The organism is Pantoea sp. ME81 (assembly GCF_903970985.1).
Lineage (GTDB): Bacteria > Pseudomonadota > Gammaproteobacteria > Enterobacterales > Enterobacteriaceae > Pantoea > Pantoea communis.
Window position 1 is genome coordinate 1 of the sequence record NZ_CAJCKS010000150.1, and the last position, 11,938, is coordinate 11,938.

At 51.2% G+C, this 11,938-nt stretch carries 16 protein-coding genes and 1 pseudogene; 6 read left to right on the plus strand and 11 right to left on the minus strand.

Going from position 1 to position 11,938, the window contains the following annotated elements; genetic code table 11:
• Window positions 1-284 precede the first annotated feature (284 nt).
• Window positions 285-839 (plus strand): gamma carbonic anhydrase family protein, encoded by a 555-nt coding sequence (locus H7A81_RS21080; RefSeq protein ID WP_182058624.1) that lies wholly within the window; start codon window positions 285-287, stop codon window positions 837-839.
• On the opposite strand, the gene H7A81_RS21085 is transcribed toward H7A81_RS21080, so the two are convergent.
• Genes H7A81_RS21085 through dprA form a run of 6 tightly spaced genes read right to left on the minus strand, consistent with a single transcriptional unit; the run spans window position 815 to window position 4,602 of the window.
• Entirely contained in the window at window positions 815-1,063 is a 249-nt protein-coding gene (locus tag H7A81_RS21085; RefSeq protein WP_182058625.1) for a DUF1488 domain-containing protein, read from the minus strand. The genes H7A81_RS21080 and H7A81_RS21085 overlap by 25 nt on opposite strands.
• A complete protein-coding gene (aroE, locus tag H7A81_RS21090) occupies window positions 1,060-1,878 on the minus strand; it encodes a shikimate dehydrogenase (protein ID WP_182058626.1) in 819 nt (272 codons plus the stop codon). The genes H7A81_RS21085 and aroE overlap by 4 nt, the downstream gene beginning before the upstream one ends.
• Before the next feature lie 3 nt (window positions 1,879-1,881).
• Window positions 1,882-2,457: an L-threonylcarbamoyladenylate synthase type 1 TsaC gene (gene tsaC / locus H7A81_RS21095; RefSeq protein ID WP_045833801.1), complete on the minus strand. Its 576-nt coding sequence runs from the start codon at window positions 2,455-2,457 to the stop codon at window positions 1,882-1,884.
• Window positions 2,454-3,008 carry a type I DNA topoisomerase gene (locus H7A81_RS21100; protein ID WP_182058627.1) on the minus strand — a complete coding sequence of 185 codons (555 nt, stop codon included), beginning with the start codon at window positions 3,006-3,008 and terminating at the stop codon, window positions 2,454-2,456. The genes tsaC and H7A81_RS21100 overlap by 4 nt, the downstream gene beginning before the upstream one ends.
• 24 nt (window positions 3,009-3,032) lie before the next feature.
• On the minus strand, window positions 3,033-3,506 hold the full coding sequence (smg, locus tag H7A81_RS21105; protein WP_034830723.1) for a DUF494 family protein Smg: 474 nt from the start codon (window positions 3,504-3,506) through the stop codon (window positions 3,033-3,035).
• On the minus strand, window positions 3,478-4,602 hold the full coding sequence (gene dprA / locus H7A81_RS21110) for a DNA-protecting protein DprA (RefSeq protein ID WP_182058628.1): 1,125 nt from the start codon (window positions 4,600-4,602) through the stop codon (window positions 3,478-3,480). Before dprA ends, smg begins: the two co-directional genes overlap by 29 nt.
• A gap of 112 nt (window positions 4,603-4,714) precedes the next feature.
• On the opposite strand from dprA, the gene def reads away from it, so the two are divergent.
• The 5 genes from def (at window position 4,715) to mscL (ending at window position 9,457) form a co-directional block, all read left to right on the plus strand.
• Window positions 4,715-5,227, plus strand: a complete 513-nt coding sequence (gene def / locus H7A81_RS21115; RefSeq protein WP_034830726.1) for a peptide deformylase — start codon at window positions 4,715-4,717, stop codon at window positions 5,225-5,227.
• A 21-nt stretch (window positions 5,228-5,248) separates the two neighbouring features.
• Window positions 5,249-6,193: a methionyl-tRNA formyltransferase gene (gene fmt, locus H7A81_RS21120; RefSeq protein ID WP_166936294.1), complete on the plus strand. Its 945-nt coding sequence runs from the start codon at window positions 5,249-5,251 to the stop codon at window positions 6,191-6,193.
• A gap of 44 nt (window positions 6,194-6,237) precedes the next feature.
• Window positions 6,238-7,524, plus strand: coding sequence for a 16S rRNA (cytosine(967)-C(5))-methyltransferase RsmB (gene rsmB, locus H7A81_RS21125; RefSeq protein WP_182058629.1), 1,287 nt, complete (start codon window positions 6,238-6,240; stop codon window positions 7,522-7,524).
• A gap of 31 nt (window positions 7,525-7,555) precedes the next feature.
• Window positions 7,556-8,932: a Trk system potassium transporter TrkA gene (trkA, locus tag H7A81_RS21130; protein WP_182058630.1), complete on the plus strand. Its 1,377-nt coding sequence runs from the start codon at window positions 7,556-7,558 to the stop codon at window positions 8,930-8,932.
• A gap of 111 nt (window positions 8,933-9,043) precedes the next feature.
• Window positions 9,044-9,457 carry a large-conductance mechanosensitive channel protein MscL gene (gene mscL / locus H7A81_RS21135; protein WP_034830732.1) on the plus strand — a complete coding sequence of 138 codons (414 nt, stop codon included), beginning with the start codon at window positions 9,044-9,046 and terminating at the stop codon, window positions 9,455-9,457.
• Between the two features lie 38 nt (window positions 9,458-9,495).
• On the opposite strand, the pseudogene H7A81_RS28035 reads toward mscL, so the two are convergent.
• From H7A81_RS28035 to rpoA, 5 genes and pseudogenes are all read right to left on the minus strand, one after another.
• A pseudogene (locus tag H7A81_RS28035) lies at window positions 9,496-9,693 on the minus strand (alternative ribosome-rescue factor A); the annotation flags it as partial.
• 50 nt (window positions 9,694-9,743) lie between these two features.
• Complete coding sequence (gene zntR, locus H7A81_RS21145) at window positions 9,744-10,181, minus strand: Zn(2+)-responsive transcriptional regulator (protein ID WP_058960612.1); 438 nt, start codon at window positions 10,179-10,181, stop codon at window positions 9,744-9,746.
• Between the two features lies 1 nt (window position 10,182).
• Window positions 10,183-10,554, minus strand: coding sequence for a DnaJ family domain-containing protein (locus H7A81_RS21150; RefSeq protein ID WP_097119788.1), 372 nt, complete (start codon window positions 10,552-10,554; stop codon window positions 10,183-10,185).
• A 109-nt stretch (window positions 10,555-10,663) separates the two neighbouring features.
• Window positions 10,664-11,050, minus strand: a complete 387-nt coding sequence (gene rplQ / locus H7A81_RS21155; protein ID WP_003850180.1) for a 50S ribosomal protein L17 — start codon at window positions 11,048-11,050, stop codon at window positions 10,664-10,666.
• Window positions 11,051-11,090: 40 nt separating this feature from the next.
• Window positions 11,091-11,938, minus strand: an 848-nt coding sequence (gene rpoA / locus H7A81_RS21160; protein ID WP_255479006.1) for a DNA-directed RNA polymerase subunit alpha, incomplete at its 5' end; no start/stop codon positions are given.

The following is an 11,938-nucleotide window of genomic DNA, read 5'->3' on the forward strand; positions in this document are numbered from 1 at the left end:
CGCTTTCCTCCTTCAGAGTCAAACACTTTTTTCAGCGTTTTTCTCCGGCGGGATGAATTTCTTCACTCCCTGCTGAGCCGCCTGCGTTGCCGCTTTGCCGTCTCAGTGGTGGCGCATTATAGGGATCCGATTTTTTTGCACAACCCCTTTTTTCGATCTTTTTAATCGACTGGCGAGTTTTCAATCTTTTCGCTGAGATCGCGAGCGATCCGCTCAAAATTCATCTTGTTTGCCAGCCTGATAAGCCGCAGGCTAGGGGTATAAAGTGCAAAAGGAGAAAGATCATGTCTGTAGCCCTACGACCTTATAAGAACCATTTTCCAGAAATCGGCGATCGCGTAATGATTGATCGCAGTAGCGTGGTGGTGGGTGAAGTGCAGCTTGCCGACGATGTCAGCATCTGGCCACTGGTTGCTATCCGCGGTGATGTGAACAAAGTCGTGATAGGTAAAAGAAGCAATATTCAGGACGGCAGCGTTTTGCACGTCACGCATGAATCCACCAGCAACCCGGAAGGGCACCCTTTAGTGATTGGTGAAGACGTGACTGTAGGCCATAAAGCAATGCTGCACGGCTGTCATATCAGCGATCGCGTGCTGGTTGGAATGGGATCGATTTTGCTGGATGGCGTGTTTGTTGAAGAGGATGTCATGATCGGAGCGGGTAGTCTGGTTCCTCCGGGTAAAAGACTGGAAAGCGGCTACCTCTATTTAGGCAGCCCGGTTAAACAGATCCGCCCATTAAGTGAGGCGGAAATCGCAGGTCTACTCTATTCATCTAACAATTATGTTGGCTGGAAAGATGAATACCTCGCTCAGGAGAGCCAGACCCAACCTTGATCATCGATCTCATCCTGCCGGATAAGCGCTTCCGCTTCTTCTTCCAGATCCCAGCGATGCGCGCTAAACAGCGCCATCGCTGCGCCCATTCCGAATCGATCCTGTAATGCGTCGGGCTTGATGGCACAAGTTAACCCCATTCCTTGCACCAAAACCGGAAAGACGATCGCTCCTCGTTCCTCGTCCCAACTTTCACGATCGGGAAAATGGATCGCCTGATTCACTCCTTCATGGCCTGCTTTAATTGGGCAATAACGGGGGTAATTTCTGGCATCACGCCATGCCACAATTGGAAAGCATGTGCCGCCTGCCCCACCAGCATGCCCAATCCATCTGCCAGCTGACCCGCACCGTGCTGCTGACACCACAACAAGAATGGTGTCAGCCCTTGCTGATAGAACATGTCGTAGCAGCGTGTTTGCGGGGTGATCAATGAGTCTGGCAACGGCGGCACTTTACCCTCAACGCCACTGGAAGTTGCATTGATGATCAGATCAAATGCCTGGCCGGAGAGCTCAGCAAAGCTGCTCGCCTGGATATCCCCACTATGCTGGAAGATATTTGCCAATTCTTCAGCGCGGGCAACCGTTCGGTTGACCACTACCACTGAACATCCAAAAGAAAGCAGGGGAAGGATCACACCACGAGCCGCACCACCGGCTCCCACCAATAAAATTCGGTCACCAGAACGGATCAAATTCAATCGTTCCAGATCGCTTAGCAGGCCAATTCCATCGGTATTATCACCAAAGATCGAGCCATCTGCCTTTTTCTTTAATGTGTTAACCGCCCCAGATAAGGCTGCACGTTCACTGAGTTCATCGGCCAGTTCCCACGCCTGTTGTTTAAACGGCAGTGTGACATTTGCACCTTTTCCACCGACAGTAAAAAAGTCGCTAATTGACTGAGGAAACCCCTCCAGCGGAGCACAAATCCGGCCATAGGAGTGCGCGATTCCTGTCTGCTCGGCAAAAAGGCTATGAATGAAAGGTGACTTACTGTGTGCAATGGGATGACCAAAAACGGCGAAGTGTTCCATAAATTAACCCTGACGAATAAGTTCGCCGCTGATAACGTCGCGAATTTCAGAAGGATTTAGCCGCCCGCCCGTTGCAGCATGCAACACGGGGAATTGAGCACCGAATTGCTGTGCAACTTCATCAGCATTGCGGCACGGCGCCTCACCGGAGAGATTGGCGCTGGTAGACACCAATGGTTTGCCGAAGCCACGGCAAAGTGCCTGCACATCCGGATGATCGCTAACGCGGATAGCCAGCGAATCGAAACGTCCTGTTAACCAGCGTGGCGTATGCGGTGTTGTCGGAACAACATAAGTCACCGGCCCTGGCCAGCTAGCAAACATGCGCTCACGCTGTAGCACCGTGAGTTCGCGATCGGCAATGTAGGGTTCCAGTTGCGCATAATCTGCTGCAATCAGGATAAGCCCTTTCTCAACCGGACGCTGCTTGAGCGCCAGTAAGGCCATGACGGCGCTTTCGCTATCGGGATCGCAACCTAAACCAAACACTGCTTCGGTTGGATAGGCAATAACGGCCTGCTGTTGTAGTTGCTCGATGCAAAATTCGAGACTTCCGGGGACATACGCTTTTTGCTTCATGATCGTTCTTCGTCCTGGGCGATGAGCTTGCCACAGCGTTTGCTGGCGCATAAGCGCTTCATGCCTTGTGCGGTTTTCTTCTCTATTAATAAGGGAAACTGGCAATGCGGGCAGACACCTTCAACAGGCGTTGCATTGATTGCAAATTGGCAATCGGGGTAATGGTCGCAGGAGTGAAAGGTTTTGCCATAGCGCGAACGGCGCTGAACCAGCTTTCCGTTCTGACATTGGGGACAGGCAATCGCGGTCTCGTCGGGCTTATCGATAGTTTCAGTGTAATCACATTCCGGATAGTGGCTACAACCAACAAACATTCCAAATCGCCCCTGACGCAGAACTTTATCTGCGCCGCACTGAGGACACGCGTGCCCTTCCAGCACTTTAACGATATGCCCATCGGCCTGATTTTTCAGGGGACGAACATAATCACAGGTTGGATAATTCACACAGCCAAGAAACGGGCCGTGTTTACCACTGCGTATCACTAAATCTGCCCCGCAAGCGGGGCAGGGATCGTGTTTACGCACAGAAAATAGTGCTGATTTACTCATATTTCCGGATGCATTAATCGCAAATTAATGCAGCATACCTTCATTGACGTCGAATAACAGTTCTTCCATCTGCTGATAAGCGTTTTCACATCCAGGGATGTTAAACAGCACCATCAGCACCACCCATTTGAGATCTTCAAGATCAAATTCCTGAGTATCAAGAGCCGTGACCCGTTCGATGACCATCTCGCGCGTTTCCATATTCAGCACCTGAACTTGTTCCAGGAACAAAATAAAACCGCGACAATCAGCATCAAGACGCTGGCATTCCTCGTCCGTATAAATTCGCATTGAGAGCGGATCTGCGGCCAATTGTACAGGCGCCACCAGACCATCCTGATAGTCCGCTAAACGTTCAAGCCAATTCAACGCATTGTAGATATCTTCACGATGAAAACCCGCATCGGCCAAATCATCGGTCAATTTATCCTGGTCAACACGCATTTCAGCTTCGTTGTGGATATAGGTCTCAAACAAGTACATAAGTACGTCGAACATGGCATGCCCTCCTCAATCGGACATAGCCGCCGGGTACAGCTGCGATCCATCCTGCTAACTCCAGCTCCAGCAACTGGGCTGCGATAACTGGCACAGGTTGGCCGGCACGTTCAGCGACGACGTCAACAGGTGTAACCTCATCACCTACGTTAGCCAACACGCCTGCAAATGGCAATGGAACATCGTCACTGTCTTGTGAATATATTGTTTCTGAAGTGGTTGCCGGCAGCCATTGCAATGTGGAATGCAAATCTTCAAGGATGTTATTTGGATGGGCAACCAACAGTGCCCCCTGCTGAATCAACCAATGCGTACCTTCACTGCCATCATTACCCAATGCTCCAGGTAATGCATAAACATTGCGGTTTTGTTCCAGCGCGCAGCGAGCCGTGACCAGCGAACCGCTTTTCAGTGAAGCCTCAACGACCAGCACTCCCTGACTTAACCCACTGATGATGCGGTTACGGCGCGGAAAATTCACCGCATGTGGCGCCATATCAAGAGGAAATTCAGAGATTAAAGCCCCTTCGTTATCCATGATCGCCTGCGCCAGCGACTGATGGCTTTTGGGGTAGATATGTTGCAAGCCGCTGCCCAGCACTGCGATTGTTTTTCCACTTGCGTCCAAGGCTGCACGGTGTGCAACGCCATCAATACCGCGAGCCAGTCCGCTAGTGATGGTTAACCCACTGAGTGCAAGTTGCTGTGTAAACCATGTGCCCCACTCTTTGCCATAGTGGGAACAGTGCCGACTGCCCACCACAGCTAATTGCGGTGTCTGTAAAACGGAGAGGTGCCCAGCCACATAGAGCAATGAGGGGCGTTGACTGATTTCTGCTAGCAACGCTGGATAATCAGCATCTATACAGGAGACTAAATGATGATGAGGTTGATCCAGCCACTGTAACGTGCGCGCCAGTTGCCGTGGGCAATAATCGTTAAACTGTTGGCGCTGCAATTCATTCAAACCATGGCTGTACAGTAATTCGTCATCGACGGCAGCACCGTTTTGCAAATTCCGCGCGAGATTCACTACGCGATGCCGGCGCAGGCCTTTAACATTTGCCAGCCGGAGTATCCCTTCCACTCGCTCCACGCGTCCATCCTTAAGCCCGCTCACATGCGGTGCAATGCTGTCAATCAGGCCACAAAAAGTCTACAATATGAGGTAGTAATCTTTTCTTTAACGCATACAGATCTGGATATTTATGTCAGTTTTGCAGGTATTACATTTCCCTGATGATCGCCTTCGCAAAATCGCTGCGCCGGTGGCTACCGTAAACGCAGACGTTCAGCGCATTGTCGATGACATGTTTGAAACCATGTACGCCGAAGAAGGCATTGGCTTAGCGGCCACTCAGGTCGACATTCATCAACGCATCATTGTTATCGATGTTTCTGAAAATCGAGACGAACGTCTGGTGTTGATTAACCCGGAACTGCTGGAAAAAAGCGGTGAAACCGGTATTGAAGAGGGCTGCCTCTCAATCCCTGAACAGCGTGCCTTTGTCCCGCGTGCGGAATGGGTCAAAGTCCGTGCGCAGGATCGTGACGGTAAGAGCTTCGAGCTGGAAACGGATGGTCTGCTGGCGATTTGTATCCAGCATGAAATCGATCATCTGGATGGCAAGCTGTTTATCGATTATCTGTCGCCGCTGAAGCGTCAGCGCATCAAACAGAAACTGGAAAAGCTGGCCCGCATGAACGCACGCGAAGCCTGAGTACTAACAGAAGGTTAAACTGTGTCTGCATCGCTAAAAATTATCTTTGCCGGTACACCTGACTTTGCAGCGCGTCATCTCGACGCGCTGCTTGCTTCTGAGCATCAGGTAGTTGGCGTATTTACTCAGCCCGACCGTCCATCAGGACGCGGTAATAAACTCACTCCAGGCCCTGTCAAAGTGTTGGCACAGGCACATGATGTTCCCGTGTTCCAGCCAAAATCGCTAAAACCTGAAGATAATCAGCAACTGGTTGCTGACCTGCAAGCCGATATCATGGTGGTGGTGGCTTATGGCCTGATTCTGCCGAAGGCGGTTCTCGATATGCCGCGACTCGGTTGCATCAATGTCCATGGTTCACTGTTGCCACGCTGGCGCGGCGCTGCGCCCATTCAGCGTTCGCTCTGGGCTGGCGACAGCGAAACCGGCGTGACCATTATGCAGATGGATGTGGGTCTGGATACGGGTGACATGCTGCATAAGCTCTCCTGTCCTATCACGCCTGAAGACACCAGCGCATCACTGTATGACAAGCTGGCCGAGCTTGGGCCACAAGGTATGCTGGATACACTCGATCTGCTTGCCAGCGGCAAAGCTCAGCCTGAAGTGCAGGATGAAGCGCTGGTTTCTTACGCTGAGAAGTTGAGTAAAGAAGAGGCGCGTCTTGATTGGTCACTTTCTGCTGCACAGCTTGAGCGCTGCATTCGTGCCTTCAATCCCTGGCCGGTGAGTTTCTTCCTGATCGAGGATCAACCCGTCAAAGTGTGGCAGGCTAGCGTTCTACCTCATCAGAACAAACAGCCGGGCGAAGTCATCCATGCTGATAAAAATGGCATTCAGATTGCCACCGCTGACGGCGTACTCAATCTACTTTCGCTGCAGCCTGCGGGTAAGAAAGCCATGTCCGCGCAAGATCTGCTGAATTCGCGTCGTGAATGGTTTGCCACTGGCACCCTTCTGGCCTGATCTCCAGCCCGGTTTAACCGGGCTTTTTTGTTTGATGAATGAATATGAAAAAAGCAACTAACCTGCGTAGTCTCGCCGCGCAACTGATTGAACGCGTGGTAGATAAAGGTGAATCGCTCAGTGCCATTCTGCCTGGCGCGCAAAAAACATTGGCTGATAAAGATGGCGCGCTGTTGCAGGAACTCTGCTTTGGCGTAATGCGCACTCTGCCACAACTGGAAGCGCTGATTGGCAAACTGATGGAGCGCACGTTAACGGGAAAGCAGCGCGTACTGCATTACCTGATAATGGTTGGGTTGTATCAGTTGCTGTACACGCGCGTGCCAGCACATGCCGCACTGGCCGAAACGGTTGCCGGTGCAGAAGTCCTGAAGCGTACGGCGCTGAAGGGATTGATTAACGGTGTACTGCGTCAGTTCCAGCGTCAGCAAGAGGAACTGGTTGCTGCAGTGGATCAAGGCCCACAGCGCTACTGGCATCCCGGTTGGTTGCTTAAGCGTTTGCAGACCGCCTGGCCAGATCAATGGCAGCAGATCGTTGACGCCAATAATCAGCGACCGCCGATGTGGTTGCGCGTCAATCGCCAACACCATAGCCGTGATGCGTGGCTGAACCTGCTACAGGCTGAAGACAAAGCAGCCTTCCCCGCCGATGCGCCGGATGCTCTGCGTCTTGAATCCCCTGCTCCTGTCAGTCAGTTACCGGGCTTCGATCAAGGATGGGTGACAGTACAAGATTTGTCTGCACAGCGCTGTGCTCTGCTGCTTGAGCCACAAAACAATGAAGCCATTCTCGATCTCTGCGCAGCGCCCGGCGGCAAGACCACGCATATTCTGGAAATCGCCCCTCAGGCAAACGTGCTGGCGGTAGATATCGATCAACAACGTTTGACCCGCGTGCATGAAAATCTGCAGCGCCTGGGTATGCAAGCCGAAGTCCGCCAGGGCGATGGCCGGACACCTGCAGAGTGGTGCGGCAACCAGCAATTTGACCGTATTCTGCTGGATGCACCTTGTTCTGCAACCGGAGTGATTCGACGTCACCCTGATATCAAATGGTTGCGCCGTGATCGTGATATCCCAGAGCTGGCTGCACTGCAGCGCGAAATCCTCAATGCAGTTTGGCCACGTTTGAAATCCGGCGGCACGATGATTTACGCGACCTGCTCGATTCTGCCCGAAGAAAACCATCAGCAGATCGCGGCCTTTTTGGCTGAGCACGATGATGCCGCCGCTGAGCCGCTGCCCGAAGGCCAAATCAACGGGTGGCAAGTCTTCCCGAGCGTTGATGGCGGTGACGGATTCTTTTACGCTAAGTTGATAAAGAAATAGTGCGGCGCATTCTGACAAGAGCGATTCAACGATGAAAATTATTATCCTCGGCGCCGGGCAGGTTGGCGGCACACTTGCTGAAAACCTCGTGGGCGAAAATAACGACATCACTGTTGTTGATACGGATGCCACCCGTCTGCGCGCGTTGCAGGACAAATTTGACCTGCGCGTGGTGCACGGCCATGGTTCCCATCCACGTATATTGCGCGAAGCCGGTGCTGAAGATGCAGATATGCTGGTTGCTGTCACCAGTTCCGACGAAACCAACATGATTGCCTGTCAGATTGCCTATTCGCTTTTCAATACGCCGAACCGAATTGCCCGTATTCGCGCGGCGGAATATTTGCGCGATGCCGAAAAGCTGTTTGTACCGGAAGCCGTACCTATCGATCATTTGATTTCACCGGAACAGTTGGTTATCGACAACATCCATCGCCTGATTCAGTATCCTGGCGCACTGCAGGTAGTTAACTTTGCCGAAGGGAAAGTGAGCCTTGCAGTAGTTAAAGCCTATTACGGTGGGCCACTGGTTGGTAACCCGTTGTCCATTTTGCGTGAACATATGCCGCATATTGATACACGCGTAGCGGCTATTTTCCGTCAGGACCGCCCTATTCGCCCTCAGGGTTCCACGATTGTCGAAGCGGGTGATGAAGTCTTCTTTATTGCCGCGAGCCAGCATATACGCGCGGTAATGAGCGAAATGCAGCGCCTTGAGAAACCCTACAAGCGCATTATGCTGGTCGGCGGCGGCAACATCGGTTTTGGTTTGGCCCAGCGGTTGGAAAAACAGTACAGCGTGAAGTTGATTGAACGTAATCAACAACGCGCAGCAGAACTGGCTGAGCGTCTGCACGACACCGTGGTGTTTTATGGTGATGCTTCAGATCAGGAGTTGCTCGCCGAAGAACATGTTGATCAGGTGGATCTTTTCATCGCCGTCACCAATGACGACGAAGCCAACATTATGTCGGCCATGCTCGCAAAGAAGATGGGAGCGAAAAAGGTCATGGTTTTGATCCAGCGTCGTGCTTATGTCGATCTGGTTCAGGGTAGCGTGATCGATATTGCCATCTCTCCGCAGCAGGCCACCATTTCCGCCCTGCTTGGTCACGTGCGCAAGGCAGATATTGTTGGCGTCTCCTCACTGCGACGTGGCATTGCCGAAGCCATTGAAGCTATTGCGCACGGTGAAGAGACCACTTCCCGTGTAGTGGGTCGTTTAATTGAAGATATCAAATTACCGCCAGGTACGATTATTGGCGCTGTCGTACGTGGCGATGAAGTGATCATTGCTAACGACAACGTACGTATTGAACAGGGCGATCATGTCATTATGTTCCTGACAGATAAGAAGTTTGTCCCCGATGTTGAACGTCTCTTCCAGCCAAGTCCTTTCTTCCTCTAAATCGCCGCGGGCGTTTGCCCGCCGTGATAATTTTGCTTAATCCGCTGTTATCATGGCAATTGCACAAAGGTTTGTTAGACTTTAGCCATTGGCCAAGGCAAGGAGATAACAATGAGTTTATTCAAAGAGTTTCGTGATTTTGCAATGCGTGGGAACGTGGTGGATTTGGCAGTCGGTGTGATTATCGGTGCCGCTTTCGGCAAGATTGTTTCATCACTGGTCGCGAATATCATCATGCCACCACTGGGATTACTGATTGGCGGAGTCGATTTTAAACAGTTTAAGTGGGTCCTAAAACCGGCCGAGGGTGATGTACCTGCTGTCGTAATGGAATACGGTAACTTTATTCAAACCATTTTTGATTTTGTCATCGTTGCCTTTGCCATCTTTATGGCCATTAAGCTGATGAACAAGCTGTATCAGAAGAAAGAAGTTGAAAAACCAGCGCCAAAACCAACCAACGAAGAAGTGCTGCTCACTGAAATTCGCGATCTGTTGAAACAGCAGAACAGCGATAAACTGTGATAAAAAAGCCGCCAAGTCCAGGCGGCTTTTTTGTCTGTAAAGCAGAAGGCCAGTGATAAACTTTTCTGCTTATCACTGGCCTCCCAGTTTCTACCCTTCGCATGTTTATCTTTACGTCGGTAGCTGCCTTTCCCTTTCTGATTCTGTTCAACTCGCTGACGAAACAGCGGATCATGTAACAGTGCCTCCAAAGCGTTATCGTTAATCTTGCCTTTGCGATGCTGATAGCGACTCATAGTGTCCTCCGGTTAATAATGGCGCAACTATAGGCTTTCCTGAGTGAAATTCAATCCTTGCTACAACAAATTTCCACCTGCGGCTCTTCACCTTTTTCCAGCGCTTCAAGAATAGAACAGCAGGCACTGCTATGCAGATCCCCGCAACAGGTCGCGGCTAAACGCTCTAAGGAGCGCTGAATGGTTTGCAACTCGGCAATCATGCCATTCACTTCATCCAGACGCCTGGCCACGATCGCTTTGGACTCCTGGCAGGTATGGTGCTCGGGATCGATACGGATCGATAATAAACCGCGGATCGAATCCAGGCTGAAACCGAGCTGACGCCCATAGCGGATAAAGCGTAAGCGCTGAAGATCATCATCGTTATAGAGACGGAATCCGCCTTCAGTGCGAATCTCATGATCCATCATTTGCTGCTTTTCATAAAAACGTATGGTGTCAGGCGTAACGTCAGCAAGTTTAGCCAGCTGGCCAATTTTATACATGTTACTTCTCCTGAAGCATGCGGTGTCGAATGGCACCGCCATATTCACCACGTAAAAAATCTGTGCTCATTCCTGCCTGCTGTAACTTCATCTCCAGCAGGGTTAATCTTTTTTTGAGTTCACTGGCTTGATGATCGTCAGGATCCAAAAGCTGTAAAAGATCGTTGAGTTGCACAGCTTCGCGGCGCATTTCAAGTTCAGGGGGTAAAAAACCTGAGTTTTTCAGTAATCGATATGCCGTACGTAACTCAGGCGGCACGCCACTTTCGTCTTCGAGCTGTAAAGGTGCACCTTCACCTGGTAGATTACTCAGTTCACCTTTTTCCTGCGCGGCGCGTATCTGCTGTTCTACCAGCTGGTCAATTAACCACATTATGAACCTCTACGACTTACAACAGCGTTCAGCATAGCGAAAGATGGGGGGATGGGGAATTGAAGACAATAAAAAACCCGCCGAAGCGGGTTTTCTACGTTACTGCAAATTACTCTGCAGCAGCTTCTGCTTGAGCTTCTGGACGATCAACCAGCTCGATGTAAGCCATCGGAGCGTTGTCACCAGCACGGAAGCCACACTTCAGAATACGAGTGTAACCACCGGCACGGCTCGCGAAACGCGGGCCCAGCTCGTTAAACAGTTTTGCCACGATCTCGTTATCACGAGTGCGGGCGAATGCCAGACGACGATTAGCTACGCTGTCGGTCTTGGCAAGAGTAATCAGCGGCTCAACTACGCGACGCAGTTCTTTGGCTTTCGGCAGAGTCGTTTTAATGATCTCGTGACGAACCAGAGAACCGGCCATGTTGCGGAACATAGCCTGACGATGGCTGCTGTTGCGGTTCAGTTGACGACCACTCTTACGATGGCGCATGACCTTATCCTTCTCAGTGAAACCTTAACCTGTGATCTGATTATTCATCAGCAATGCTTGCTGGTGGCCAGTTTTCCAGGCGCATGCCCAGAGACAAACCACGTGAAGCGAGCACATCTTTAATCTCAGTAAGAGATTTTTTACCAAGGTTAGGCGTTTTAAGCAGCTCAACCTCGGTACGCTGTACCAGATCACCGATGTAGTGGATAGCTTCTGCCTTGAGGCAGTTAGCAGAGCGGACAGTCAATTCCAGATCGTCAACAGGGCGCAGCAGGATCGGATCGAATTCTGGTTTCTCTTCTTTCACTTCCGGCTGACGTACATCACGTAAGTCAACGAAAGCTTCCAGTTGTTCTGCCAGGATGGTAGCCGCACGACGAATCGCCTCTTCAGGATCGATTGTGCCGTTGGTTTCCATTTCGATGACCAGCTTGTCCAGGTCGGTGCGCTGTTCTACACGCGCTGCTTCAACATTGTAGGCGATACGGTCTACAGGGCTGTAGCAAGCGTCAACCAACAGACGGCCGATTGGGCGCTCATCTTCTTCCGAATGAATTCGGGCAGAAGCCGGCACATAACCACGACCACGCTGAACTTTGATACGCATGCTAATAGATGCGTTTTCATCGGTCAGATGGCAGATCACATGCTGTGGCTTGACGATTTCGACATCACCGTCGTGGGTGATATCGGCTGCAGTCACAGGGCCAATGCCAGATTTATTCAAAGTAAGGATGACTTCATCTTTACCCTGAACTCTTACCGCCAGCCCTTTCAGATTGAGCAGGATTTCCAGGATATCTTCCTGTACAGATCTGTAGAGCGTCGTGGAGGGAAAGAGTGTACGTCTCGGAGGTGTGCAAGGGGGTCGCGTGGCGAGTGCACCAA